At 68.2% G+C, this 25,019-nt stretch carries 21 protein-coding genes; 13 read left to right on the top strand and 8 right to left on the bottom strand.

Annotation, left to right across the window (positions count from 1 at the left end; translation table 11 throughout):
- Positions 1-88 precede the first annotated feature (88 nt).
- From AC3WUF_RS12565 to AC3WUF_RS12540, 6 genes are all read left to right on the top strand, one after another.
- Positions 89-1,597: a sigma-54 dependent transcriptional regulator gene (locus AC3WUF_RS12565; RefSeq protein ID WP_492426050.1), complete on the top strand. Its 1,509-nt coding sequence runs from the start codon at positions 89-91 to the stop codon at positions 1,595-1,597.
- 107 nt (positions 1,598-1,704) lie between these two features.
- Positions 1,705-1,923: a hypothetical protein gene (locus AC3WUF_RS12560; protein WP_492426048.1), complete on the top strand. Its 219-nt coding sequence runs from the start codon at positions 1,705-1,707 to the stop codon at positions 1,921-1,923.
- A gap of 66 nt (positions 1,924-1,989) precedes the next feature.
- Positions 1,990-2,349, top strand: a complete 360-nt coding sequence (locus AC3WUF_RS12555; RefSeq protein WP_492426046.1) for a hypothetical protein — start codon at positions 1,990-1,992, stop codon at positions 2,347-2,349.
- A 58-nt stretch (positions 2,350-2,407) separates the two neighbouring features.
- Positions 2,408-3,679 (top strand): TolC family protein, encoded by a 1,272-nt coding sequence (locus tag AC3WUF_RS12550; RefSeq protein ID WP_492426044.1) that lies wholly within the window; start codon positions 2,408-2,410, stop codon positions 3,677-3,679.
- Entirely contained in the window at positions 3,676-4,947 is a 1,272-nt protein-coding gene (locus AC3WUF_RS12545; protein ID WP_492426042.1) for an efflux RND transporter periplasmic adaptor subunit, read from the top strand. The genes AC3WUF_RS12550 and AC3WUF_RS12545 overlap by 4 nt, the downstream gene beginning before the upstream one ends.
- 8 nt (positions 4,948-4,955) lie before the next feature.
- Positions 4,956-8,075 (top strand): efflux RND transporter permease subunit, encoded by a 3,120-nt coding sequence (locus tag AC3WUF_RS12540; protein ID WP_492426040.1) that lies wholly within the window; start codon positions 4,956-4,958, stop codon positions 8,073-8,075.
- Positions 8,076-8,093: 18 nt separating this feature from the next.
- Here AC3WUF_RS12540 and AC3WUF_RS12535 read toward each other — a convergent pair whose 3' ends face one another.
- The 8 genes from AC3WUF_RS12535 to AC3WUF_RS12500 form a co-directional block, all read right to left on the bottom strand.
- A complete protein-coding gene (locus tag AC3WUF_RS12535; protein ID WP_492426038.1) occupies positions 8,094-8,276 on the bottom strand; it encodes a hypothetical protein in 183 nt (60 codons plus the stop codon).
- On the bottom strand, positions 8,273-9,445 hold the full coding sequence (locus AC3WUF_RS12530; RefSeq protein WP_492426036.1) for a PepSY-associated TM helix domain-containing protein: 1,173 nt from the start codon (positions 9,443-9,445) through the stop codon (positions 8,273-8,275). Before AC3WUF_RS12530 ends, AC3WUF_RS12535 begins: the two co-directional genes overlap by 4 nt.
- A 4-nt stretch (positions 9,446-9,449) precedes the next feature.
- Positions 9,450-10,457 (bottom strand): pyridoxamine 5'-phosphate oxidase family protein, encoded by a 1,008-nt coding sequence (locus AC3WUF_RS12525; protein ID WP_492426034.1) that lies wholly within the window; start codon positions 10,455-10,457, stop codon positions 9,450-9,452.
- 29 nt (positions 10,458-10,486) lie between these two features.
- Positions 10,487-12,748, bottom strand: coding sequence for a TonB-dependent receptor (locus tag AC3WUF_RS12520; RefSeq protein WP_492426032.1), 2,262 nt, complete (start codon positions 12,746-12,748; stop codon positions 10,487-10,489).
- Between the two features lie 156 nt (positions 12,749-12,904).
- A complete protein-coding gene (locus AC3WUF_RS12515; protein WP_492426030.1) occupies positions 12,905-13,807 on the bottom strand; it encodes a flavin reductase family protein in 903 nt (300 codons plus the stop codon).
- Complete coding sequence (locus AC3WUF_RS12510) at positions 13,804-14,988, bottom strand: MFS transporter (RefSeq protein ID WP_492426028.1); 1,185 nt, start codon at positions 14,986-14,988, stop codon at positions 13,804-13,806. The genes AC3WUF_RS12515 and AC3WUF_RS12510 overlap by 4 nt, the downstream gene beginning before the upstream one ends.
- Positions 14,988-15,746, bottom strand: coding sequence for a maleate cis-trans isomerase family protein (locus AC3WUF_RS12505; RefSeq protein ID WP_492426026.1), 759 nt, complete (start codon positions 15,744-15,746; stop codon positions 14,988-14,990). Before AC3WUF_RS12505 ends, AC3WUF_RS12510 begins: the two co-directional genes overlap by 1 nt.
- Before the next feature lie 42 nt (positions 15,747-15,788).
- Positions 15,789-16,679, bottom strand: coding sequence for a DUF4437 domain-containing protein (locus tag AC3WUF_RS12500; RefSeq protein WP_492426024.1), 891 nt, complete (start codon positions 16,677-16,679; stop codon positions 15,789-15,791).
- An 81-nt stretch (positions 16,680-16,760) separates the two neighbouring features.
- Between AC3WUF_RS12500 and AC3WUF_RS12495 the strand changes: the two genes are divergently transcribed.
- From AC3WUF_RS12495 to AC3WUF_RS12465, 7 genes are all read left to right on the top strand, one after another.
- Positions 16,761-18,494: a carbon-nitrogen hydrolase family protein gene (locus AC3WUF_RS12495; RefSeq protein ID WP_492426022.1), complete on the top strand. Its 1,734-nt coding sequence runs from the start codon at positions 16,761-16,763 to the stop codon at positions 18,492-18,494.
- Positions 18,495-18,506: 12 nt separating this feature from the next.
- Positions 18,507-19,253 carry a hypothetical protein gene (locus tag AC3WUF_RS12490; RefSeq protein ID WP_492426020.1) on the top strand — a complete coding sequence of 249 codons (747 nt, stop codon included), beginning with the start codon at positions 18,507-18,509 and terminating at the stop codon, positions 19,251-19,253.
- Positions 19,254-19,383: 130 nt separating this feature from the next.
- Complete coding sequence (locus AC3WUF_RS12485) at positions 19,384-20,661, top strand: acyl-CoA dehydrogenase family protein (protein WP_492426018.1); 1,278 nt, start codon at positions 19,384-19,386, stop codon at positions 20,659-20,661.
- Complete coding sequence (locus AC3WUF_RS12480; RefSeq protein ID WP_492426016.1) at positions 20,661-22,100, top strand: aldehyde dehydrogenase family protein; 1,440 nt, start codon at positions 20,661-20,663, stop codon at positions 22,098-22,100. Before AC3WUF_RS12485 ends, AC3WUF_RS12480 begins: the two co-directional genes overlap by 1 nt.
- Positions 22,097-23,536 (top strand): aldehyde dehydrogenase family protein, encoded by a 1,440-nt coding sequence (locus tag AC3WUF_RS12475; RefSeq protein WP_492426014.1) that lies wholly within the window; start codon positions 22,097-22,099, stop codon positions 23,534-23,536. The genes AC3WUF_RS12480 and AC3WUF_RS12475 overlap by 4 nt, the downstream gene beginning before the upstream one ends.
- Positions 23,533-24,327 carry an alpha/beta fold hydrolase gene (locus AC3WUF_RS12470; RefSeq protein WP_492426012.1) on the top strand — a complete coding sequence of 265 codons (795 nt, stop codon included), beginning with the start codon at positions 23,533-23,535 and terminating at the stop codon, positions 24,325-24,327. Before AC3WUF_RS12475 ends, AC3WUF_RS12470 begins: the two co-directional genes overlap by 4 nt.
- The gene (locus tag AC3WUF_RS12465) at positions 24,314-24,940 is read left to right on the top strand and encodes an isochorismatase family protein (RefSeq protein ID WP_492426010.1); all 627 of its coding nucleotides are present in this window, start codon (positions 24,314-24,316) and stop codon (positions 24,938-24,940) included. The genes AC3WUF_RS12470 and AC3WUF_RS12465 overlap by 14 nt, the downstream gene beginning before the upstream one ends.
- Positions 24,941-25,019: the final 79 nt, after the last annotated feature.

Here is a 25,019-nt window from a genome sequence, read left to right as displayed (position 1 = left end):
TTCCAGATGCACTACCGGCACGGTGAAATCATGAAGACGACAAACATGGTTCAGACCCAGCACCCGACGACTGCGAAGGAGCAGGCCCATGGCTGAAGCCCGCGTCCTGATCGTCGACAACGATGCCGAGCGTGCCGAAAGCCTGCGGTCGGTGCTGGAGTTCATCGACTACCGCGCCGTCGTCTACGAAAGCCCGAACCAGATCGACGTCGACAAGCTGCGCTCGGCGGGTTACGCCGCGATCGTCGTCGGCCGCACCGAAAGCGAGCCGCTGATGGCCTTCGTCAACTGGCTGCGCCGCGACCGCATGCATCCGCCGCTGCTGGTGCTGCAGCCGTATCACGAAGCCGTGCAGGCCAACTGCCGGCTCGATGCCAGCGCCTGCCTGATGCTCGAGACGCCGGTGCGCTATAGCCAGCTCAACGATCTGCTCAGCCGCGCCTGCCGCCTCAACCCGGAACCGGCGCCGCGCCAGCCGGCGCTGAGCGGTCCGACCGGCCAGTCCGTCGCGGTACGCCGCCTGCGCAAGATGATCGAGCAGGTCGCCAGCTTCGACACCACGGTGCTGGTCACCGGCGAATCCGGTACCGGCAAGGAAGTCGTTGCCCGCGCGATCCACGAACAGTCCAACCGCTGCGACCGCCCGTTCGTCGCCGTCAACTGCGGCGCGATTCCGCACGAGCTGCTCGAGAGCGAGCTGTTCGGCCACGAGAAAGGCGCGTTCACCGGCGCGATCACCGCGCGCCGCGGCCGTTTCGAAATGGCCGACGGCGGCACGCTGTTTCTCGACGAGATCGGCGACATGCCGCTGCCGATGCAGGTCAAGATTCTGCGCGTGCTGCAGGAGCGCAGCTATGAGCGCGTCGGTTCCAACCGCAGCTCGCACTGCGACGTTCGCATCATCACCGCGACTCACCGCAATCTTGAGGAAGCGATTCTCAAGGGCACGTTCCGCGAAGACCTGTTCTACCGCCTGAACGTGTTCCCGATCGAGATGCCGGCGCTGCGCGATCGCCTGGAAGATCTGCCGATGCTGGTCGACGACCTGACCAAGACGCTGGAGCGCGGCGGCCGCGGCAAGGTGCGCCTGGCGCCGGACGCAATCAACGCGCTGCGCCGCTATCACTGGCCGGGCAATGTCCGCGAGCTGTCCAACCTGATCGAACGTCTCGCCGTGCTGCATCCGCAGCAGGCGGTCGGCGCCGCCGAACTGCCGGAGCGCTATCGCGTCGCGCTGGCGGCGAAGCCGCTGGACGAATCGACGATCTTCGAAGCGCCGCAAGCGGCGGCCTCGCCGAACACGGTCGTCAGTCTGGTGACGCCGATGATCATCGATGCCAGCTCGGCGATGCCGATCCCGGTGTCGACGGCTGGCGACGCCAAGAACGCCGAGCTGCCGATTGACGGCATCAACCTCAAGGATCACATCGAAGGCATCGAGCTGGAACTGATCCGCCAGGCCATGCTGCAGTCCGGCGGCGTCGTTGCCCACGCCGCCAAGCTGCTGTGCACGCGTCGCACGACGCTGGTCGAGAAGCTGCGCAAGTACGGCCTGACCCGCGACTACCTCGACGAGCCGCAGAGCGCGTACAACTAGACGCCGAGTCGCGCGCCGCGCAGATCCCGGACTGGCGCAGACTGTACTCTGGTCTCAGACTGTGGCCCTAGGCACGCGGTTTCACGTCAGATCGCCAGGGGATTCGGTTGGCCAGCAAACTCAGCAAGTCGCAAGTCGCGGTCATGACCTGGATGGGTCAGGGCTGGAAGGCCTACGTCGCGCGCGGTACGCGTGTCGAGGTCAATGGCCATCCGGTGTGTACCACCGCCACCATGGCCTCGCTGGAGAAGCTCGGCTTCGTCAGCAAGCTTGGCGCTGCCGCATGGGAAGTCACCGAAGCCGGTAGGCTCTGGCGTTCAGCCTAGGCCGGTCGATTCCGCGGATGGACGGCGGTCGGCTACACTGACGGCATGTTCTCCCGCTCGTTCCGCGTGCTGCTGTCGATCTGGCTCCTGGCCGGACTCGGCAGTGCGCAGGATCATTGGCACGAACATCAGCATGACAATGATGCCGCTCCGGCGCATGTTCATGTGGTCAACGCCTACGACGCCGATCATGCCGATGCGCACGCCAGCGGCGCGGTCGACGTCGATTGCAACGACGATGGTCTGATTTCCCGATCGCAGCTGAAGGCGGACCAGAGTCCGGCGCTGGCGCAGTGTGTGCCGGTTGTCGAAACGCTGACACCGACGCTCGCCATTGGCTATCTGCGGGAAATGCCCGGTCACGGACCGCCCGCACACCTCAGGCCGCCCAGCCAGGCACCGCCGGCTCCTTTCGCGTTCGCATAGCGCGCAGCGTCCTCCTTGGGCGCGGCGCAGTTCCGCGTTCCCGAAATGAGGATTCCCCGTGGTTTACCGTTTGTATCGCCGCCTTGCATGGCGGTCTGCGCTCGTCGCATCGGGCCTGCTGTTCGCATGGCCGGCAATCGCCGCTGAGCCTTTGACCTTGGCCGGTGCGCTGCAGCGCGCCGCCGAATCACATCCCGATCTGCAGGCCTTCGGCGCCGAGCTGGACGGCGCCAGTGCCGAACGCCGGCTCGCCGGACGCGCGCCATCGGGCGAAGCCGGCCTGATGCTGGAGGACGCGCTCGGAAGTGGCGCCCGCAGCGGCCTCGATGCCGCGCAGTGGACGTTGAGCTTCGTCCAGGCGCTGGAGCTCGGCGGGCAGGGCCGTGGACGCCTGCAACTCGCCGATGCACGCACCGATGCGCTGAAGGCCGATCAGCTGCAGCGGCGCCGCGCCGCCTATGCCGAAGTCACCCAGCGCTTCATCGAAGCGGCCGTCGATGCGCAGCGCCTGCAACTCGCCGAGGCCTCGGTTGCACTGGCGGAGCAGACCCTGGCGAGCGCGAAGGAGCGGGTGGCCGCCGCGCGCTCGCCGCTTGCCGAGCGTGCCAGGGCCGAAGCGGCGCTGGCGCAGGCGATGCTTGAGCGCGAGCACGCGGAGCATGAAGAGGCGAGTGCGCGCGTTGCGCTCGCAGTCAGCATGGGTGTGCGTACGCCGGACTTCGGTGTCCTGCAGGCGAATTTCTTCGAGCTGCCGGAGGTCCGTCCGCTCGAGGAGTTGCGCGAACGCCTGGCGCAAAGCCCGGCGGCGCAGGCGCGTCTCGCGCAGGCGGCGGCACTCGATGCCGAGCGGCGTGTTGCGCTGGCCAGCGCCGGCCTGCGGCCGACCTTGACTGCCGGCATGCGCCGCTACGAGGACGGCGACGATGTCGGCCTGGTTGTCGGTCTGAGCCTGCCGTTGTTCGCCGGGCGCCGCGCTACCGATGAGGCGGCGATCGCCGCGGCGCGGTACGAGCAGAGCAAGGCCGAGGGCGGCGCCGCCCTGCTGCGTGCCGAGGAGTTGCTGTTCGACCGCTATCAGGAGCTGCACCACGCGCGCGAGGCGCTGCAGCTGCTCGACACGCGGGTGCTGCCGGCGCGCGACGAGGCGCTCAAGCAGACGCAATACGCCTATGAACGCGGCCGTTACGGCTATCAGGAACTGTCGCAGGTGCTGCTGGAACGCGCATCTGCTTTACGCGAACGGGTCGACACCGCGGCGCGTTTCCATTCATTGCTCGCCGAGCTGGAAAACATCAGCGGCGAGAATCTGGTCATCGGGAGCACGCCATGAACCGTCTGTCTGTCTTTACGCTGTTGCTGTGTGTTCTCGCGCTGTCTGCCTGCAAGCCTCACGCCGACGACGAGGCCGCGCATGACCATGGGCATGCGGCCGAGGAGAGCGAAGAACGTGGACCGCATCGCGGGCGACTGCTGCGTGATGGCGACTTCGCGCTGGAGCTGCAGATCTTCGAGGACGGCACGCAGCCCGAGTACCGCGTCTACCTGTTCCGCGTCTACCTGTTCCGCGACGACCGACCGCTGCCGCCGAGCGACGCGCAGGTCACCGTCGAGCTGACGCGTCTGGGCGGCGCTGTCGACCGGATCAGCTTCGTGCCGAAGGATGATTATCTGCTCGGCAACGCCGCGGTGGCCGAACCGCATTCGTTCCAGGTGAGCGTGACCGCGACCGAGAACGGCAAGACGCATCTCTGGAACTACGACAGCTTCGAGGGTCGCACGACGATCGCTGCGCGCCAGGCCGAGGAAGCCGGCGTGAAGACCGGCATTGCCGGCGGCGCGGCGATTGCCGATACGCTGACGCTCAGCGGTCGCGTCGTTGCCAATGCCGAGTATCTGCGCAGCGTGACCGCGCGCTTTCCGGGTGCGATCCGCGCGGTCTACAAGACCGCCGGCGAGCGCGTCGAGGCCGGCGAGCGTCTGGCGCTGATCGAGAGCAGCGACAGCCTGCAGAGCTATGCGCTGACGGCGCCGATTGCCGGCCTCGTTCTCGAACGCCATGCGAATCCCGGCGAGATGGCCGGCACCGAGCCGCTGTTCGTCGTCGCCGATTATCGGCGCCTGTGGCTGGAGCTTTCGGTGTTCCCGCGCGATCTGCCGCGTGTGAAGGTCGGCCAGTCGGTGCGCGTCGTGCCGGTCGATGGCGGCGGCAGCGAAGGCAGCGGCCGCATCGTGCGCATCGCGCCGGTCGAAGGGCCGGCGCATGGTTCGCTCAGCGGCGTCTACACGGCGCGTGTCGATCTCGACAACACGGCGGGACACTGGACGCCGGGGCTGTTCATGCGCGGCCTGGTGCAGATTGGCGAGACCGCAGTGCCGCTGGCCGTGAAGCGCAGCGGGCTGCAGAGCTTTCGCGATTTCACGGTGGTCTACGAACAGGTCGGTGAGACCTATGAAGTCCGTAGGCTCGAACTGGGTCGCCAGGACGAAACCCATGTCGAGGTACTGGGCGGTCTGGCGCCGGGTGCGCGCTACGTCGTCGATAACAGTTATCTGATCAAGGCCGACATCGACAAGTCCGGCGCCGGCCACGATCACTGAGAAATCCAATGCTCGAACGCATTCTTCAGATTTCGATCCGGCAGCGGATTCCGGTGCTGCTGATCGTTTTCGCTTTCGCGCTGTTCGGTGTCTGGAGCTACCAGCAGCTGCCGATCGACGCGGTGCCCGACATCACCAACATCCAGGTGCAGATCAACACCGAGGCGCCCGGTTACACGCCGCTCGAAGCGGAACAGCGCGTCACCTATCCGGTCGAGACCGCGATGGCCGGACTCGCCGGCCTGCAGTACACGCGCTCGCTGTCGCGCTACGGCCTGTCGCAGGTGACGGTGATCTTCAACGAAGGCACCGATCCGTATTTCGCCCGCCAGCAGGTGGCCGAGCGCCTGCAGGCGATCTCGTCACAGCTGCCGTCGCGGCTGGAGCCGCAGATGGGGCCGGCGGCGACCGGCCTGGGCGAGATCTTCATGTACAGCGTCGAAGCCGCCGCCGAGGCGAACAACGCCGATGGCTCGGCGATCACGCCGACCGATCTGCGGCTCGCGCAGGACTGGATCGTGCGGCCGCAGCTGCTGCGCGTCGCCGGCGTCGCCGACGTCAACTCCATTGGCGGCTACGAGATGCAGTACCTCGTGCAGCCGGACCCCGCGAGCCTGCTCGCCTACGGCATCACGCTCGGCGATCTGGCCGCGGCACTGGAGCGCAACAACGCCAATGCCGGCGCCGGCTACATCGAGCGCTACGGGCAGCAGATTCTGCTGCGCGTGCCGGGGCAGGTCGGTAGCGCCGCGCAGGCGCTCGACGATCTGCGCGGCATCGTGATCCGCACGATCGCCGGGGCGCCGCTGCGCGTCGGCGATGTCGCGACGGTGACGACGGGTCCGGAACTGCGCACCGGCGCGGCGACCGAGAACGGTCGCGAGGTCGTGCTCGGCACGGTGATGATGCGCGTCGGCGAGAACAGCCGCGCGGTCGCCAGTGCCGTCGCGGCGAAGATCGCGGCGATCCAGACTTCGCTGCCGCCCGGCATGGAGATCGTCACGATCTACGACCGCACCGGCCTGGTCGAGAAGACCTTGCGCACGGTGCAGAAGAATCTGGTCGAGGGTGCGCTGCTCGTCATCGTCGTGCTGTTCCTGCTGCTCGGCAACATCCGCGCGGCGCTGCTCACGGCGATGGTCATTCCGCTGACGATGTTGCTGACGATCAGTGGCATGGTCCGCAGCGGCGTGTCGGCGAATCTGATGAGTCTCGGCGCGCTGGATTTCGGCCTGATCGTCGATGGCGCGGTCATCATCGTCGAGAACTGCCTGCGGCGCCTGTCGCTCGCGGCAACTGGCGACGGCCGGCGTCTGCCGCTGGAGCAGCGCCTGAACATCGTCTTCGAGGCGACGCGCGAGGTGATGCAGCCGGCGCTGTTCGGCGTGTTCATCATCACCGCCGTCTATCTGCCGATCTTTGCGCTGTCAGGCGTCGAGGGCAAGATGTTCCATCCGATGGCGCAGACCGTCGTCATGGCGCTCGTCGCGGCGATGCTGCTGTCGGTGACCGCGGTGCCGGCGGCGGTCGCGCTGTTCGTGACGGCGCCGCGCGCGCATGCGGACACCTGGTTCGCGCGCATGACGGAGCGCCTCTACGTGCCGGCACTGCGCTTCAGCCTCGGCGCACGCGGCCTGCTGGCCTGCGCCGCCGCGGCCCTGGTGCTGCTGATGGGCCTGCTCGCGACGCGCATGGGCACCGAGTTCATTCCCAACCTCGACGAAGGCGACATCGCGATGCATGCCTTGCGCATTCCCGGCACCAGCCTGACGCAGGCAGTCGCGATGCAGACGCAGCTCGAAGCCGCGGTGAAGACGATGCCGGAGGTCGACCGTATCGTCGCGAAGATCGGCACCGCCGACATCGCGACCGATCCGATGCCGCCGTCGGTCGCCGACAACTTCATCATTCTCAAGGACCGCAGCGAGTGGCCCGATCCGCGCAAGCCGAAGGCGCAGCTGGTTGCCGAGCTCGAAGCGGTCGTGCGGCCGGTGCCCGGCAACAACTACGAGTTCACGCAGCCGATCCAAATGCGCTTCAACGAGCTGCTGTCCGGCGTGCGCGCCGACGTCGCGGTCAAGGTCTACGGCGACGATCTCGAAGTGCTCGGCGAGATCGGCGAGCGCATCGAGGCGATCGTCGGCAGCGTCGCCGGTGCGCAGGACGTCGCGATGGAGCAGGTGACCGGCCTGCCGATCATGAGCCTGCAGCCGGACCGCGAGGCACTGGCGCGTTACGGCCTCGATGTTGCCGCGCTGCAGGATGCGGTCGGCGCCGCGTACGGCGGCCTGACGGTCGGTCAGGTGTTCAATGGCGACCGCCGGCACGATCTGGTGATCCGGCTTGGCGAGACGCTGCGCAGCGATCTCGATGCGATCGCCCGGTTGCCGATCCCGCTGCCTGGCGGCGGTTACGTACCGCTCGCCGAAGTCGCGACGCCGCTACTGGCGCCGGGGCCGAACCAGATCAACCGCGAGAACGGCAAGCGGCGCGTCGTCGTCACCGCCAACGTGCGCGAACGCGATCTCGGCAGCTTCGTCGCCGAGCTGCGCAGCCGGGTCGATGCGCAGGCCGAGCTGCCGCCGGGCTACTGGCTGTCCTACGGCGGCACGTTCGAGCAGCTGCAGTCGGCCAGCCAGCGCCTGGCGATCGTCGTGCCGCTGACGCTGGCGCTGATCGTCGGCCTGCTGTGGCTGGCGTTCGCGTCGCTGCGCGATGCGCTGCTGATCTTCACCGGCGTGCCGCTGGCGCTGACCGGCGGTATCGCGGCGCTGATGCTGCGCGACATTCCGCTGTCGATCTCGGCCGCGGTCGGCTTCATCGCGCTGTCCGGCGTTGCCGTGCTCAACGGTCTGGTGATGGTCAGCTTCATCCGCAGCCTGCGCGAGGGCGGCATGGCGCTCGATGCGGCGATCGTCGAAGGTGCACGCACGCGGCTGCGGCCGGTGCTGATGACAGCGTTGGTCGCGGCGCTCGGTTTCGTGCCGATGGCCTTCAACACCGGCATCGGTTCGGAGGTACAGCGACCGCTGGCGACGGTCGTGATCGGCGGCGTCATCAGCTCGACACTGCTGACGCTATTGGTGTTGCCGGCGCTATACCGGCTGCTGCACCGGCGCGCGGCCTGAGGTTTCCTGAGGTTTCCGTCAGCGCGGCGCGCGTGCGCGCCGCAGCTGGCGGACGCCGACGATCAGCGGCAGCGCGGTCAGCACGAAGCCGGCGGCGTCGCCCCAGGCCGAGCCAGCGAGCAGCATCGTGACGAGGCCGATGATGCTCAGTACGGCAAGCACGCCGACCAGCGCCAGCGGACTGCGCGGGGCGGCGCTCATTCGGTGACTCCGATCACTTCCATGACCTCGGTCGTGCGCTTGCGACGACGGCGCCGGTCCCACCACAGCCAGGCACCGTTGGCCGTGATGAACAGCGTCAGCCAGGTGCAGGCCGTCCACAGCAGCTTCAGCGGCAGGCCGCCGTAGTCGCCGAAGTGCAGCGGCTCGGAGATGAAGATCGCCTTCAGATACAGCGGGAATTCCGGCGCGGCGGCGATCTCGCCCGTCGCGGCGTCGACGATTGCGACGCGCAGCATGCGTTCCTCGGCGCCTTCGGCACCGACCAGCAGCGCGGTGTAGTGACGCGGCGTCGAGAAGTCGGTGCCGGGGAAGATCACCGAGGCCACGCTCCAGCCCGGCGGCGCCGTCGTCAGCGCGGTGGCGAACACGCGGTCGACATCGACCGGCGGCCGGTCGGCGTCGACCGGTTCGAGGCTGTTGGCGTGCGCGCGCAGCTCGGACAGCTCAGTGTATTGCCAGAGGCCGAGCGCGACGCTGCCGAAGCCGAGCATGAAGCCGGTGACGGTGACGACCAGTGCCCAGCCGAGCACGAGCGCGCCGATGAAGTTGTGCAGATCGAGCTGCAGCAGGCGCGGTCCGCGGCCTCGGCGCAGCACGCCGAAGGCCACGCGCTTGACGTAGGGCGCGTAGACGACGACGCCCGACAGCAGCGACAGCAGCACCAGCAATGCGATCAGCGCGCCGATCAGCTCGCCGACCGGACCGAGGAACCACTGCGCGTGCAGTTCGAGCAGAAAGCCGGTGAGGGTCTTGGCCGGATCGGATTCGCCGATCAGCTGGCCGGTCGCCAGTTCGGTGAAGCGCAGCTGCGCGTTGTCGAAGCCGGTTTCGCCACGCGCCGCGGTGACGACCAGCTGCACGCCCGGATGGTTCTTGGCATCGATGCCGACGCTGAGCACACGCTGGTCCGGATACGCCGCTGCGACGTTGGCCACCGAGACCGACAGCGGCTGCTGCGGTGCATGCGCCGAACGCGCGCCGTCCGGGATCACGCCCATTGCGTAATCGATCTCCTCATGGAAGATCAGCACGGTGCCGGTCAGGCACAGTACGAGGAACGGCAGCGTCGCGATCAGGCTGGTCCAGCGATGCAGCCAGAGGTTGGTGCGGAACCAGCGCGTCGGTGCCTTCGGATGGGTCGTCGACATGGTGTCAGTACATGTTGTTCTTGTAGTCGTGCTGCAGGCCTTTCTCCATCAGGCCCGGCACATTCAGCGCCGCGCGGGCGATCGTCGCCTGCAGGCCGCGCGCCTTGCTCTCTTTCACATGAGCAACAAACATCGCCGCCGGATCGATATCGGCCGGCGCCGCGGCGGCCGGCCAGGGGCGCACGCGGGCGAGGGCGGCGCTGTCGCGCAGTTCGAGACGCGGCTGCTGCACGCGGGTGACGATCTTCGGCACGCGCTCACCGACCGCGAAGGCCTCGCGCATCGTCATGCCGGTCGTGATCTGCGCCGCGCCGTGCAGCACTGCAACACGCGTCGAACCGGGAATCAGCACCATCGCCGCGAGATTGGGTTGCGTGATCAGGTTGCGGAAGCTGTCGACGCGGCGGTTGCCGGGGCGGTCCGCGTACCAGGCCGCGCCGTCCTGCAGCTTGAGCATCGCGCCCGCCGGATCGCCCTTGGGACTGACATCGGCGCGGCCGTCGCGGTCGATCGTCGCCAGTGCCATGAAGCGGCTCTCCGCGATGAAACCGGCGGCATCGTCCGGCCCGCCATCGAGCGGCTGCGCGGCCCAGAACTTGGAACGCATCAGCGCCTTTGCGCAGTGCAGATAGCACTCGTCGATCGCGATCTCGATCGCATCGCCATCGGCCGCCACAACCCGGCCATTGATGCGCAGCGTCTCGTCGATGCCGGGCGCCAGGAACAGCGAACCGAAGCCGCGGCCAGGGCGGGCGAACTGCGGGCTGTCGAGCAGCGCCCGCGGCAGACGCAGGCGCTTCGGATCGGGCGCCTGCGCGAAGCCGGGCGCACCGCCGGCGGCGCTGATGTCGATGCTGCCGCTGTCGCCGAACGACGCAAACGCCAGCGGCGACACCTGCAGCCAGCGCAGCGCGCTGGCGTCGAGGTGATCCATGACCTTCATGTCCAGCGAACCGGGCACCTTGCCGACGGTGGCGACCAGCGCTTCGACGTCCTCGATCAGTTCGGTCATGGGGGATTCCTGGATGGCAGGCGAGGATTCTAGAACTTGAACTCGACGCCGCCCACCAGCCGCCGGCCGTAGCCGAGCGCGGCGAGATCGCCGCCGAGCGCCGCCTTGATCGCGTCCTGGCGATAATTTTCGTCGGTCAGATTGCTGCCGTTGAAGAAGAAGCCGATCCGGCCCGGCTGCCAGCGCACCGACAAATTCAGCAGCGTATAGGCGTCCAGCTGGTAGGCCGGTCCGGCGTTGACCTCGGCGTTGCCGACCTGGGCCGGGGTCGAGCCGATCCACTGCGCTTCGGGGCGGATCAGCAGGTCCTCGAACGGCGTCCATTCCAGCGCCAGCGTCGCCGAATACTCCGGCGCCTTGGGCAGCGGATAGCCGCTGAAATCGCCGGTCGTGCTGACGAACTCGATGAAGCGGCCGTGGGTGACGCCGGCGCCGGCGATCAGGCGTAGCTGATCGACCAACAGGCTGCGGATTTCCAGCTCGCCGCCGCGGATGCGCGACTGGCCGGCGTTCTCGATGTACGAGTCCAGCAGCTCGCCGACCTGGACCTGCATGTCGTCCCAGTCCGTATGGAACAGGTTCAGCGCCAGCTGCGTGCGCCACTGCGGCAGCGCGGTCTTGAACGACAGCTCGACGTTGCGCGTGCGCTCGGCATCGAAGCTGTAACGGCGGCCGGAGCCGAAGTTGTAGCCCTCGCCGCCGGGGCGGTAGCCCTCGGTGTAGGCGGCGCCGACATAGCCGCCGTCGTAGATCTCGTAGCTGGCCGCGACCTTCGGCAGCACCGCGGAGAAGCTGCGGCTGACGTCGGTTTCGCCGTTCTCGCCGAGCACGCCGGCGTTCTGCAGCGCGAACACCGCGAGCTGGGCGAACGGCGTATCGCCGTCGATCTCGCTGACCACGTGGCGGCCGTTGCGCTCGCGATCGACGCGCAGGCCGGCGGTCAGGGTCAGGCGCTCGGTCGCGTCCCAGTCCACTTCGCCGAACGCGGCATAGTTCTCGAAACGCGCCGGCGCATCGGCGACGACGGTGACGTTGCCGAGCGGCAGGGCTTCGCAGACGAGTTCGACCGGGCACAGCCCGACGGCATCGATCAGTGCGGACACCGCGGTGTCGCCGGACGAGGTTTCGCCATCCTTGCCGCGGAAGTAATACAGACCCAGCGTGCCGCGCCAGTGGTCGTAGTCGAAGCTTGCGCGCAGTTCCTGCGAGAACGAATGCGAGTTGGCGATCTGCGCGATAAAGCCGTTCTGCTTGGCGCTGTAGTCGACATCGAGCATCAGCTCCACCGTGGAATCGGCGTAGGCACTGATCGCGCGCAGGTTCCAGTGATCACCGAGGCGTAGTTGCTGCTCCAGCGAGGCGAGCCGCGCCTGATTGTCGACGGTGCTCTCGACGTCGGCAGTCGCGACGCGCTCAGCCTCGCGCGACTGCTCGACGTAGCGGTTGCCGCTGTTGCGACGCAGTTCGCCGGCCGTGACGAGTGCCTCGTAGTCGCCATCGGCGCCGAAGGGCGTAAGCCGCGCCCGCACGCGGGTGCCGTGATTGCTGTCGTGCGCCCATTCGTCGTCGTCGCGCGTGACGTTCGGCAGATCGCCATCGTCGGCGCGGTGATCGGTGGTCACCCGCAGCGCCAGCACGTCCGGCCACAGCGTCGCACCGGCGGCCACCGCGCCCTGGTAGGCCGAATCGCTGCCGCCCGCCAGGCGTCCGCGCAGTTCCGGCGCGAAGCCGCCTTCGACGGCGGGTTCGGCCGTGTTGATGATGACCGCGCCGGCCATCGCGTTGCGGCCCTGGCTGGTCGACTGCGGGCCACGGAAGACTTCGACCTGGCTCAGGTCGAAGGCGGACAGATCGGCGAAGCCCATCGCGCCGCGCGGCAGCGCGACGCCGTCGACGACGATCGCGGTCGCGGTGCCGTAGATCGTGCCGGCGCCGATCTGGCTGGTGCCGTAGCTGCCGATGCCGCGCAGCGTGATGCTCGACAGGCCCAGTTCGCTGTCGTGCCAGCTGGCATTGGGCGTGGAATTGATGACGTCGTAGACGTCGAGCGCGGTGCTGCGTTCGATCTCGGCGCCGGTGTGCACGCCGACGCTGGTCGTCGTGCGCTCGGCATTGCGGGTCAGCAGCTCGCCGGTGACGACGATGGTTTCGAGCTGGGAGGCCGTCGCGGACGGCGAACTGATGTTTTGCGCAGGCAGCTCATCGGCCGTCGACGGCACGGCGATCGTCGGGACATCCGCCGGTTCCGTTGTCGTTTCGCGCTGCGCGAACGCGGCGCTGCTCGCCAGCATGCCAGCGATGAGAGTTGCCCAACCTGTGCGCAGACGCATCCAGCCCCCGATACCGCGGTCGTTACTGTGAGAGGCGTGGCTGTACTGCGATGGCTGGCGCTCGTGAAGGCCAAATTGTGCGGTTGCACAATGACTGCGTCAATTGACTGAGGCTGGTTATTCCGGCTTACGGATCGTGACGCCCATGCGTTCGAGCATCAGTTGGACGTCGGCGGCGGCGACGTAGGGTCCGTCTGCGCCGGTCGAGACCGAGACGTGACGGACGCCGGACTTCAGACCGACGAGCGTGTTGGCCAGGGCCATCGGCCCCGCGCCGGGACGCAGGCCGACCGCGGTGCGGCCGACGATGCCGGCAATCGCCTGGATCGTCAGGCGCACCAGCAGCGGATCCGCGGCGGCGGCCGCGTCGTCGAGGATCAACAGCGCCGGTGCCGCGGATTCAAGGGCGCCGCGAACCCGCGCGACGATGCGCTCGATGTCGTCCGGCTGCTGCCGGTCTGCGCCGAAGGCATTGTCGATGACGACCGCGCCGGCCTCGGTGCCGGCGGTTGCGACCGTCGCCGCATTCGCCAGCACATCGGCGAACTGGCCCCAGGAGCGCGAGTGATAGAGCAGCGGCGCGGCGGTCTTGTCGATGCCGGCATCGAGCACCTCGCCGACGAAGATCGTATGGTCGCCGCCGTCGTAGCTGGCCCAGATGCGGCAGTCGACCCAGCCCAGGGTCTTCGGCAGCAGCGGTGCGCCGGTGACGGCGCTCGTCACTGCAACGCCGTCGAACTTGTTGGTGACGCCGGGCAGCATGCCGGCGAAGCGCAGGCCGTCGTCGACGTTGTCCTTGCTGAGGATGTTGACCGCGAAGATGCCGGCCGCGGCGAGGCGCGCATGCATGCCCAGATGCCGCGCGACGCAGATCGACACCAGCGGCGGCGTTAGCGACACGCTGGAGAAGCTCGACGCGGTCATGCCGGCATGGCCGTTCGCGTCGGCCGTCGTGACGACGGTGACGCCGGACGGCCACTGGCCCATCACCGCCTTGAAGGTTTCCGCATTGACGCTCATGGCAACTCCGCAACGGCTGCGGCGGGACTGCGCAGCTGGCTGACCGCCCAGGCGACGATCAGCAACGCGGCGATCGCGCCGCCGATCCAGGCCCAATGGAATCCGAACTGGCTCAGCAGTGCGCCGGCCATCAGCGGCCCGAACACGCGGCCGAAGGCCGAGAACGAACTGGTCGTGCCCATCATGCGGCCGCGCAGGTGCAGCGGCGTGCGGTTGGCGACCAGCGCATTGAGCACCGGCGTGCAGACCGTGCCGCCGGTGATCGCGACGAAGAAGCCGGCGAGGATCGCGACCGGGCCGCTGGCCGTCGCGGCGATGAGGAAGCCGACGCTCATGGTCGCGGCGCCGAGCGCCAGCAGGCGCAGTTCGCCGAGCGTCCGTACCAGCGTGCCGATCAGGCCGGCCTGCAGGACGACCATCGCCAGGCCCTGCACGCCGAACACCATGCCGACTTCCTTCGCGCCCCAGCCGAGCAGGCTGCCGACCCACAGCGGAAACAGATAGCTCACCGCGGTGTGGCAACTGTTGCCGAGAAAGTACTGGCCGGCGAGCAGCGTATTGCCGCTGTCGCGCAGCATCTGCAGGATCGACCCGCCGTTGCCGTGGCGCGCCTGCTGTGCCGCATGCTCGGCGCGCAGGGCCGGCGTCAGCGATTCGCGCAGGAACAGCATCGCGGCGAGCATTGCCAGTGTTGACAGGCCGGCGGCGAACAGGCCGGCGCGCAGGAAGTTGCCGTGATCGTCGGCGAGGATGCCGCCGAGGAAGGGGCCGATGACCATGCCCAGGCCGAACGCGGCGCCGATCATGCCCATCAGCTTCGCGCGGTTCTGCGGGGTGCCGATGTCGGCGACCATCGCCGACGCGACGCCGAAGTTGCCGGCCATCAGGCCGGCGAGGGCGCGCGACACGAACAGCATCTTCAGCGTCGTCGAGAAGGCCAGCAGCACATAGGACAGCGCGGCGCCGGCGAGGCAGATGATCAGCACCGGCTTGCGCCCGAGCCGGTCGCTGAGCCGGCCCCAGAACGGCCCGACCAGCGCACCGCAGACCGAGTAGATCGCGATGATCAGCGCGATGTCGAAGTGGCTCGCGCCGAGCGGCGGCGCCATGAACGGCAGGATCGGGATGATGATGCCGAAGCCGATCAGGTCGATCAGGACCGTCGCGAACAGGATCGGCATCAGTGCTCTGCCAGCAGCGAACCGAAGCCCTTGATGCGATCCGGAATGCCGTTGTTGCGCAGTGCATGCCAGAACGTGATCGCGTTGATGGCGAGGACTGGTTTGCCGAGTTCCTTCTCGAGCTGGTCGGCGAGCTCGACGAAGTACAGGTTGGTGCCGGCCTGCAGGATCGCATCGACACCTTCGCCGTCGACCTGGCGCACCAGCTCGCGCGTCTTCGCGAAGCTTTCGTGGGCGATCGTCACCGGGCTGTTCGAGCGATGTCCGGCGATGCGCACGACCTCATAGCCGATGTCGCCGAGGAACTTGATGACCTGGTTGTCGCCGACCGGCATGTACGGCGTGATCACGCCGAGGCGCTTGACGTGTGGATAGCAGGCGAGGGCGTCGAGGATTGCCTGCGCGCCGAAGGTGATGTTGCAGCCGCCGGCCTGCTGGGCGATCTCGTTGTATTTGCGGAACTCGCGGTCCGAGCGTTCCTTGCCGTCCCAGAACGTCTCGGCCGAGTAGCCGAAGATCACGTGGTCCGGCTGGCAGGTCAGCGCATCGCGCAGGCCCTGCTCGGTCGCCGCGCCGATCGCCTTGACCATGTTGACGAAGTCGTCCTCGGTCTTGACCGAGAACGGCGGGATCACGCAGGCGCGCGTCGCGAGCACGACGCCGGCCGGGCACATGCGGTGGTATTCGTTCTCGACGGCGGTGTTCGTCGAGGGGACGAGAACGGCGAATTTCTTGCGGTAGCCGTAGTAGTCAGCCATGCGTTGTTCCGGAATCGTGTGTCACGAACGGGTCGTGGTTGTTCAGCTGTAGTACTCGTCTTCCATCCGTCCCATCGACCGCGAACGCACCGGCAAAATCGGCAGCGGCGCCATCGCATGCGGATATCCCGGCCCCCAGTTCACCGGATCGCCCTTCATTTCCATCTTGGCGTTGTCGGTGTACCAGTCGACGAGGTCGCCGTCGCAGCGCAGCAGCCAGACAGTGCCGTCGTCGCCGGCGGTGAAGTCGCCGTGGCGGACCAGCGCGGGGCGGAAGAAATACGTGCCCGGCCACATCTTGCCGAAGTTGTAGTGGAAGCTGCCTTCGAGGCAGTAGGCCTCTTCGTAGACCGGATGGTGGGCGAGCGGATGTTCGCGCCAGTTCGGCTTGGCCTTGATCAGGCGCGTGTAGAAGCCGGTCTTCGCATCGCGGAACAGCAGCTTGATGTAGAGGCCCGGCACCGGCGTGCCGCCGAGGTCGAAGCGCATCGGGCTGCCGTCGACGACGTCGATCCAGTCCATCTTGCTGCTGTGCATGACGACCAGCTTCTGGTCCTCGCGCACGCTGTCCCAGTTCTTGTCAGTGACCTCGAAGCGCCAGTCGCCGTATTCGCGGAAGTACAGGATCTGCGTGCCGGCCTTGACCGCGAGTGCCGGTGCAACGACGCCGGCCGGCGTCATCCAGTAATCGCCGGCGACCAGCACGGCGTCGCCGAGCTTGACCTCGCCTTCAAGGATGTACCACTCGGTCTGCGCGACATGGACGCCGGCCGGGCGGGTCCAGTCGGTGTCGAAATGGATCTTCGCCGAGACCGAGCCATCTTCCTCGTCGTAGGCGAGATTGCGCTGCTTGGCCGTGCCGTTGCCGCCGACCAGTTCGGCGACATGCCAGATCAGGTCCTTTTCATCGATCAGTTCAACATGAGGGCGCATGGCGGTTCCTGAGGCGGTACGGTTTGCATTGCGAAGTTGATATAACAATAATACAACCATCGAGGCAACGAGTCACTACCGATGGCGGCGACGAAGCGGGACAAGGGCAATACGGTGCGGGTCGCCGCGGCGCAGTTCGCGGTCGGCACCGACGTCGACGCCAATCTGCAGACCTGCCTGCACTGGCTGCGCGAGGCCGGCCGCTGCCGGCCGGATCTGGTCGTGCTGCCGGAGTTCGCCAACCATGCGTCCTGGTATGACGACGGCGAGCACTGCTACCGCGTGTCGGTCGAGCTCGACGGCCCGTTCGTCCGCGCGATCGCCGAGGCCGCTGCCGAAATCAGCGCCTATGTGGTCGTCAACTGCACGGTGCGCGGGCCCAACCAGACCTGCACCGGCACCAGCCTGCTGATCTCGCCCGACGGCAAGCTGCTGGCGACCAACGACAAGCAGGTGCTGATCGGCCACGAGAACCTGTTCCTGCAGCGCGCCCGCGCGCCGGGGCCGATCGTCGACACGCCGCTCGGCCGCCTCGGCTTATACGCCTGCATGGACGGCGTCGTCGCCGAGACGCCGCGCTGCCTGGCGCTGCGCGGTGCGCAGATTCTCTGCAACAGTCTCAATTCCTTCGCGACCGACGAAGGCTCGCTGCACATCCCGGTGCGCGCCGCCGAGAGCCGCGTCTTCGTCGTCGCCGCCAACAAGGTCGGCGCGCTGATTCCCGAAGCGTTGCTCGAACCGGTCAGCGCGCAGACCGGCATTCCAGTGCGCTTCCTCAACGGCGCCGGCGACAGCCAGATCGTCGCGCCGGACGGTACGGTGCTCGCGATGGCGTCGAGCGACCGGGCCGAAGTGATCTGGGCCGACATCGACGTCAGCGCCGTCGCCCGCGCGCAGCGCCCGGACGGTACCGATGTGATCGCCGCGCGCCGGCCGATGCTCTACGCCGAGATCGCCGCCGATCCCGCGCAGCAACCGGAACCGAAGTTCTCCGGCGCCGAGTCCTTGAAGGTTGCCGCGCTGCAGTTGCCGGGTGTCGGCGCCGGTGCGCTCGAAGCCGCGGTGACTGCTGTGCGTGCGGCGGTCGCCGATGGCGCCGCGTTCGTCGTGCTGCCGGAACTGTTCTTCGCCTCGCCGCGCGACGGCGCCGAGCCTGCCGCACTGGCCGCCCTGTCACGCGAAGTCGTCAGCGCACTGAGCGCAGCCTGCGGCCATGCGCGCGTCGCGCTGAACATCGTCGAAGCCAACGGTAGCGGCCATGCGCTCGTCGCCGTCGTCGTCGACCGCAACGGTATCCAGCTGCGTCAGCCGCTGCTGCATCCGAGTGCGCGTTATCAGTGGTCGGTGCCCGGCACGCAGCTGCAGACCCTGCAGCTCGGCGATGCGCATGTCGCGGTGCTCAGCGGCGACGATGCGATCTATCCCGAACTCGGCCGCCTGCTCGCGATCCGCGGCGTCGACCTGCTGCTCGTCCCTTGCGCGCCGCTCGAAGCCTGGGAGCTGCGCACCGGCCTCGTCGAGCGCGCGGCGGAGAACCGCATCAATCTCGTCGCCGCCTGCCAGCCGGGCGCGCTCGGCACGAGCCTGATCGCCGCGCTGCAGAAGGACTTCACGGTGCTGACGCCGTGGGCCGAACGGCCGTTCGACGGTCTGTTGAGCCAGCCGGTGCTGACCCGCGCCGCGCCGGTGCCCGGGGTTACGCTGGCGACCGTGCACCCGGCCAATGCCACGAACAAGATCGTCTCGGTCGGTACCGACATGGTCCGCGGCCGCGCGTGGTGGCTTGCCGGTCCGATCGTCAAATCCAATCACTAAAAAACCCCCGCCATGAGCACATCGCTTTCGCAGCAGCTGCACGACCAGACCCTGACGCGCATCGTCGAGCGCCTGAACCTCAAGGAGGTGCAGGGCAGCGGCGGTGGCGCCTGGCTGCCGCTGATCAGCCAGGTCCCGCTCGCGCAGGGCCAGATCGGCCAGGTGCGTCTGTACCGTGGTGCGCCACTGACGCAGCTGATCAGCTGCACGATCATCGTGCCGGCGATCGGCCTCGACTCGCACATGCTGTTCGCGTTCACCGACACCGAAGGCGCGGTGCCGCATTTCACCGTCGACTCGGTGCGCAATGGCAAGGACTACGCCTTCCACCTCGACCTGATTCCGCGCCTCGACCTCGCGGTCGAGCTGGCATACATGGACGAAGTGCTCGCGCCGCTGACCGCACAGTTCAAGCAGCACCGCGAGCTGCCGGGCCTGACGCCGGCGCAGCTCGATCCGCGCCAGTACGCGGTGATGTCGCCATGGATGCTCGTCAATCGCGCCGACGAGACGGCGTTCCGCGCGACCTTCGACGCGGTGGCCGCCTACCTCGATCACTGGTTCGGCGTGCTCGAACGCGGCGTCTCGCCGGCGGCCCTGGGCGCGACGACGCCGGCACAGCGCGCCGCGCGCGACGCCGGCCATCGCGCGGTGCTGTTCAACCCGGACGTCGACAAGGTCTGGAAGCAGATCGCGCCGCTGATCGGTGCCGATGCGGTCGAGAAACTGATTGCAGCGCTGCGCAACACGCGCGGCTGAAGATGATGCAAAAACCAACTTCTCGTCATGCCCGCGAAAGCGGGCATCCAGGGTTAAGAGGCGCAGTGGTCTCGGCCCTGGATTCCCGCTTTCGCGGGAATGACGATTCCATTTTTGAGCTGGGACGCGAATGAGCAAACTCACTGCCGAAGCACTGATCGACGACCTCACCCCCGCGGAACGCGCCCGCGCCGAGCGCGTCGAAGCGATCCTGCCGGTGCTGCGCGAACGCGCGACGAAGATGGACCACGACGGCTATCTCGACCCGGCGAACATCAGGACGCTGAGCGACGCCGGCCTGCTCGGCCTCGTCGTGCCGGAAGCCTACGGCGGCCTCGGCGGCGGCCTGCGCGACTGGGCGGCGGCGGCGTTCGCGATCGGCACGGTCTGTCCGTCGACCGGCCTGTGTTACTTCTTTCACAACACCTCCGCGTCGCGCGGCACGCTCGCGCTCGCCGCGCTCGATGCCGGTCTGTTCAATGCAGACGAAGCGCCGGTCGTGCGCGCGTGGGCCGAGAAGGTACTGAACCTGATGGGCCGCGAAGGCCTGTGGATGGCGAACTTCACGTCGGAGGAAGTGAAATCGGAGAAGGCCGCGATCACGATCGAGACGGTCGCGAAGAAGACCGACGGCGGCTGGCTGCTCAGCGGCAGCAAGTCCTTCGGCTGCGCGACCGGCATCGCCGACCTGTATCTGGTCACCGCCAGCCTCGAAGGCGTCGACGACGCCAGCGGCCTGTGCAACTTCATCGTCCGCCGCGACGCGCAGGGCCAGCGCCCGCGCATGAAGTGGGATTCGCTCGGCATGCGCGGCACCGCGACGGAAGGCCTGGTTCTTGAGAATGTATATGTCGCCGACGCCGACGCGCTGGCGATGCCGGCGGCCTTCACGCGCAGCTGCCAGATGAGCCGCACGTCCTTCGTCGGCAATCAGGTCGCCGCGTCGGTGATCTATCTCGGCGGCGCCTACGAGGCTTACCGCTCGGCGATGCATCAGGTCACGACGAAGAAGTTCGCCGACACCGGCCGGCCGCTCGGCACGGGCCCGTTCCAACAGCAGCTGATCGGCCAGATGTATGCCGACATGCAGACCGCGATCCTGTGGGCGCAGCGCATGGTCGCGCTGGAGTCGGGTGCCATCGCGGGCGCGCAGAAGCCGGACATCAACCTGTTCTGGCGCACCGCCAAGGGCCAGATCGCCGAGTACTCGTTCAAGGTCGCGCAGAGCGCGCTGAAGATGATGGGCACCTCGGGCACCGGCTTCTCGATGCCTGCGTCGCGCGCGATCCGCGATCTGGCGATGGGCCTGGTGCAGGCGTTTCCCGCCGAGCGCGGCCGCCTGCAGACCGCGGCGCTGCTCGTCGAAGGCGCCGAGCAGCTCAGCTTCGGCGTGGTCGGGAAGAACTAGTGGCGCTGTCAAACTACATCGAAGGCCGCTGGCAGGCCCCGGCGCTCGAACTCGACCGCGCCGTCTGCGATGCCAACACGGGTCGCGAACTGTTCCGCCAGCGCGCCAGTTCGCCGCAGCAGATCGAGTCCGCGATCGCGCTGGCGACGGCGACGCACGCCGACAACGCCTGGCTGCGCCTGCCCGCGCAGCAGCGCGCCGCGCAGCTGGAGCGCGTTGCCGATGAGATCCTCAAGCGCGCCGAGATCATCGCGGCGGCCGATGCCCAGATCACCGGCGTCGTCGTCAGCCTGACCAGCAAGTTCGTCCAGGTTTGTGCGGGTGCGTTCCGCCAGGCCGCGCAACTGGTGCTCGCGCCACCGGCGCTGCCGCAGCGCGAAGGTCCGCACGGCGCACTGGCGATCGAGCGCCTGCCGCTCGGTCCCGCCGCGGTCATCGCGCCCTGGAATGCGCCGGCCGGCATCGCCGCGCACAAGGTCGCTTCGGCGCTCGCGGCGGGTTGCCCGGTGCTGCTCAAGCCTTCCGAAGCTGCGCCGCTGTCGGCGCAGCTGATTGTCGATGCGGCCTGCGCCGCGGGATTGCCGGCCGGCATGCTGCAGCTGCTGCATGGCGGCGCCGAAACCGGCGCGGCGCTGGTTGGCGATCCGCGCGTGCGTGCGGTGTCGTTCACCGGCGGCCTCGCAGCCGGCCGGGCCGTCGCCACCGCTTGCGCAAAGGACATCAAGCCCGCGCAGCTGGAGCTTGGCGGCAACAACCCGCTGATCGTGCTTGCTGACGCCGATCTGACCGCGGCGATCGATGGCGTCGTCGCCGCGCTGACGACGCTCAACGGCCAGTGGTGCAGGGCGCTCGGCCGTCTGCTCGTGCATCGCTCGCGGGTCGACGAGTTGCTGGCCGGCGTGCTCGCCAAGCTGGCGACGCTGCGCATCGGCAGCTCGATGGATCTCGCCAGCGAAATGGGTCCGCTGGTCTCGCAGGCGCATCGCGATCTCGTCGCGCAGCAGCTCGCGCATCTGCAGGCGCTCGGCGGTGTCGTGCGGCAGTCTTCGACCTTGCCGAAGCTGCCCGGCTGGTTCCTCGCGCCGACGCTGGTCACCGGCCTGGCGCCCGAGCAGACGCTCGAAGAGATTTTCGGACCGGTCGCGACCGTGCATGCCTTCGACAGCGACGACGAAGCCGTCGCGCTCGCCAACCAGACGCCGTTCGGTCTTGCCGCCTACGTCTTCGGCGCCGAAGACCACGCCTGGCGCGTGGCCAGCCGCGTGCGCGCCGGCCTGATCAAGCTCAATGCGGTGACGATGCTCAACCTGCATCCGCAGGCGCCGCGTCCGGCCTGGGGACTGTCGGGGCTGGGCGACGAGGGCACGCTGGAAACCTTTGAATTCTTCCGCGGTACGCGCGTCACCGGCGTCGCTGCGCGTCCTGGAGCTTCCGCATGAAACACGGCCTGCTGCTGATCGATGGCCGCGATGTCGCCGCGGCGAGCGGCCAGCATTTCGATGTCCTCGCGCCGGCGACGGAAACGCTGTTCGGCCACGCGGCGCGCGCCGGCGCTGCCGATGTCGATCTGGCGATTGCTGCTGCCCGGCGTGGCTTTGTCGTCTGGTCGCGACTGGCGCCCAAGGAGCGCGAAGCGGTGCTGCTCAAGGCCGCCGATCTGCTTGAGCAGCGCGGCGAAGCGGAGATGCTCGATACCTTGATCGACGAGTCCGGTTCGACGATCACCAAGGCTCGCTTCGAGCTGCGCTACTCGGTCGACCTGCTGCGCACCGCCGCCGGTGAAGCGCGCCGGCTCTACGGCGACACGTTCCCGAACGACAATCCACAGCGCCTGTCGATGGTGTTCCGCGAGCCGGTCGGCGTCGTTGCCGTCGTCTCGCCGTACAACGCGCCGCTCGCGCTGCTGGTCAAGATGGTGGCGTTCCCGCTCGCCGCCGGCAATGCCGTCGTCATCAAGCCCTCCGAGGAAACGCCGCTGATCGCGCTGGCCTTCGCGCGCCTGCTGCTCGATGCCGGCCTGCCGCCGGCGGCGGTCAATGTCGTCACTGGCTTTGGTGCCGAATGCGGCGCGCCGCTGGTGGCGCATCGCGGCATCGACGGCATTGCGCTGACCGGCTCGACCGCGACCGGCAAGGCGATCGGCGCGCAGGCGATGCAGCGCATGCTGCGCGCCCAGCTCGAACTGGGCGGCAAGAGCGCGCTGCTGGTGCTGCGCGATGTGGATGTCGAAAAGGCCGCGCGCGTCGCCGCCGCCGGCATGTTCAACCACGCCGGCCAGATCTGCATGGCGAACTCGCGCATCGTCGTCGAGCGTCCGATTTATGAAGATTTCCTGACGGCCCTCCGCGGCGCCTGCGAGGCCTTGCCGCTCGGCGACCTGCGCGATCCGGCGACTGCCTACGGGCCGCTGATCAACCGCCGCGCGCTGGAGAAGATCGAGAAACACCAGAACGATGCGATTGCCGACGGCGCGACGCTGCTGACCGGCGGTCGTGCCGTGCGCGGCCTGACCTATGCGCCGACCGCGCTGCTCAACACCGCTCGCAGCAGCACGGCCTGGTGCGACGAATCCTTCGGCCCGCTGACGTCGGTCGTTGCGGCCGCCGATCTCGACGATGCGATCGCGATCGCCAACGACTCGGAGTACGGCCTGTCCGCGGCGGTGCTGACGCGCGACTATCAATGGGGCTTCCGGGCGGCGCGCGAGATCAAGAGCGGCGCGGTGCACATCGGCATGCACAGCTTCCAGAGCAATGCGCTGGCGCCGGTCGGCGGCACCGGCCTGTCCGGCCTCGGCCGCTCCGGCGGCCGTTACAGCATCGAAGAGTTCACCGAACTGAAATGGGTGTCGCTGGAGCTTGGGGACGCACCTTGAGTTCGCGTCGCGCCTACGTCGACCTGCCGACCGGCCAGCTGCACTATCGCCGCGCCGGCCCGCGCGGCGCGCCGCTGCTGGTGCTGCTGCACCAGACGCCGAGCACGTCGGCGATGTACGAGCCGCTGATGCAGGCGCTGGCGGATCGCTTCGATCTGATCGCGTTCGACACGCCGGGCTTCGGCAATTCCGATGCCTTGCCCGGCCGTTTCTCGATTGCCGTTGCCGCCGCCGCGCTGGGGGCGGGGCTTGCCCAGCTGCATCAGGGGCCCTGCGACTGGTTCGGCCATCACACCGGCGCCGCCCTGGCGCTGCAGCTGGCGCATGATCGCCCGGCCCTGGTCCGGCGTCTCGCACTGTCCGGCCCCTGTCTGCTCGACGATGCACTGCGCGAGCGTCTGCCGCAGGTTTCAAATTATCTGGCGCCGGATGCCGAAGGCAGCCACCTGCTGCCCTTGTGGCAGCGCATCGCCGCGAAGGATGCCGACGCCAATCTGCAACTTCGCCAGCGCGAATTCCTTGCCGGTGTCGCCGCCGGCACGCAGTACGCCGAGGCCTATCTCTCTGTGATTGCCACCGACACCGCCGCTCAGCTGCGCGCGCTGCGCTGTCCGACACTGGTTTTCGCCGGCACCGCCGATCCGCTTTACGGACAACTTGACGCCACCCACAAGCTGCTGGCCGACGGCCGCAAGGCCGAGATCGCCGGCGCACGCACTTTTGTCTGCGAGCGGCAGACCGCGCAAGTGGCCGCGTTGCTGAAGGACTTTCTGGGAGATGACCGTGGCTGATCTGGCGCGCAACAGCCTGGGCCTCGGCCAGCGGCCGGCCCTCCTGCTGGTGGACATGGTGCGCGGCTTCACCGATCCGGCCTGTCCGCTCGGCAGCGCCTGCCCCGACGTGGTCGCCGCGAATGCGCAGCTGCTGGAGGCCTTCCGCAAGGCCGAGCTGCCGGTGTTCTTCACGACCGTGATCTATCGCAGCGAAGGGCAGGCCCGCGTGTTCCGCCAGCGCATCGGCGCGCTCAACCTGCTGACGCCGGATTCGCCGTGGGTGCAGGTCGACGCCGCCCTGGCGCCGCGCACCGATGAGCCGGTGATCGAGAAGCAGTGGGCGAGTGCGTTCTTCGCGACGACGCTCGCCGAGCAGCTCAAGGCCGCGCAGGCCGATTCGCTGGTCGTGACCGGATTGACCACGTCGGGCTGCGTCCGCGCCACGGTCGTCGATGGCCTGCAGCACGACTATCCGGTCATCGTGCCGCGCGAGGCGGTCGGCGACCGCAATGCCGACGCCCATGCCGCGAACCTGTTCGACATGCACGCGAAGTATGCCGACGTGCAGAGTCTGGCCGAAGTGCTCGGCGCGATCGGACGCCTGGCCAAGCCGATCTGCTATCCCCTCTGAGGCCCGTTACAATGACTGCACAATCAGGCAAGCCGCGGATTGCAGCCGTAGTCTCTGGCATCGCCGGTGCGAACGGGCT

Source organism: Fontimonas sp. FW305-C-3, assembly GCF_058783185.1.
This window is presented reverse-complemented; position numbering and strand designations above follow the sequence as displayed.

What these genes read in the sequence shown, in the direction of transcription:
- AC3WUF_RS12565 (WP_492426050.1), top strand. Translation starts at nt 89, where the DNA reads ATGGCTGAAGCCCGCGTCCTGATCGTCGACAACGATGCCGAGCGTGCC.
- AC3WUF_RS12545 (WP_492426042.1), top strand. Translation starts at nt 3,676, where the DNA reads ATGAACCGTCTGTCTGTCTTTACGCTGTTGCTGTGTGTTCTCGCGCTG.
- AC3WUF_RS12540 (WP_492426040.1), top strand. Translation starts at nt 4,956, where the DNA reads ATGCTCGAACGCATTCTTCAGATTTCGATCCGGCAGCGGATTCCGGTG.
- AC3WUF_RS12535 (WP_492426038.1), bottom strand. Translation starts at nt 8,276, where the DNA reads ATGAGCGCCGCCCCGCGCAGTCCGCTGGCGCTGGTCGGCGTGCTTGCC.
- AC3WUF_RS12530 (WP_492426036.1), bottom strand. Translation starts at nt 9,445, where the DNA reads ATGTCGACGACCCATCCGAAGGCACCGACGCGCTGGTTCCGCACCAAC.
- AC3WUF_RS12525 (WP_492426034.1), bottom strand. Translation starts at nt 10,457, where the DNA reads ATGACCGAACTGATCGAGGACGTCGAAGCGCTGGTCGCCACCGTCGGC.
- AC3WUF_RS12520 (WP_492426032.1), bottom strand. Translation starts at nt 12,748, where the DNA reads ATGCTGGCGAGCAGCGCCGCGTTCGCGCAGCGCGAAACGACAACGGAA.
- AC3WUF_RS12515 (WP_492426030.1), bottom strand. Translation starts at nt 13,807, where the DNA reads ATGAGCGTCAATGCGGAAACCTTCAAGGCGGTGATGGGCCAGTGGCCG.
- AC3WUF_RS12510 (WP_492426028.1), bottom strand. Translation starts at nt 14,988, where the DNA reads ATGCCGATCCTGTTCGCGACGGTCCTGATCGACCTGATCGGCTTCGGC.
- AC3WUF_RS12505 (WP_492426026.1), bottom strand. Translation starts at nt 15,746, where the DNA reads ATGGCTGACTACTACGGCTACCGCAAGAAATTCGCCGTTCTCGTCCCC.
- AC3WUF_RS12500 (WP_492426024.1), bottom strand. Translation starts at nt 16,679, where the DNA reads ATGCGCCCTCATGTTGAACTGATCGATGAAAAGGACCTGATCTGGCAT.
- AC3WUF_RS12495 (WP_492426022.1), top strand. Translation starts at nt 16,761, where the DNA reads ATGGCGGCGACGAAGCGGGACAAGGGCAATACGGTGCGGGTCGCCGCG.
- AC3WUF_RS12490 (WP_492426020.1), top strand. Translation starts at nt 18,507, where the DNA reads ATGAGCACATCGCTTTCGCAGCAGCTGCACGACCAGACCCTGACGCGC.
- AC3WUF_RS12485 (WP_492426018.1), top strand. Translation starts at nt 19,384, where the DNA reads ATGAGCAAACTCACTGCCGAAGCACTGATCGACGACCTCACCCCCGCG.
- AC3WUF_RS12475 (WP_492426014.1), top strand. Translation starts at nt 22,097, where the DNA reads ATGAAACACGGCCTGCTGCTGATCGATGGCCGCGATGTCGCCGCGGCG.
- AC3WUF_RS12465 (WP_492426010.1), top strand. Translation starts at nt 24,314, where the DNA reads ATGACCGTGGCTGATCTGGCGCGCAACAGCCTGGGCCTCGGCCAGCGG.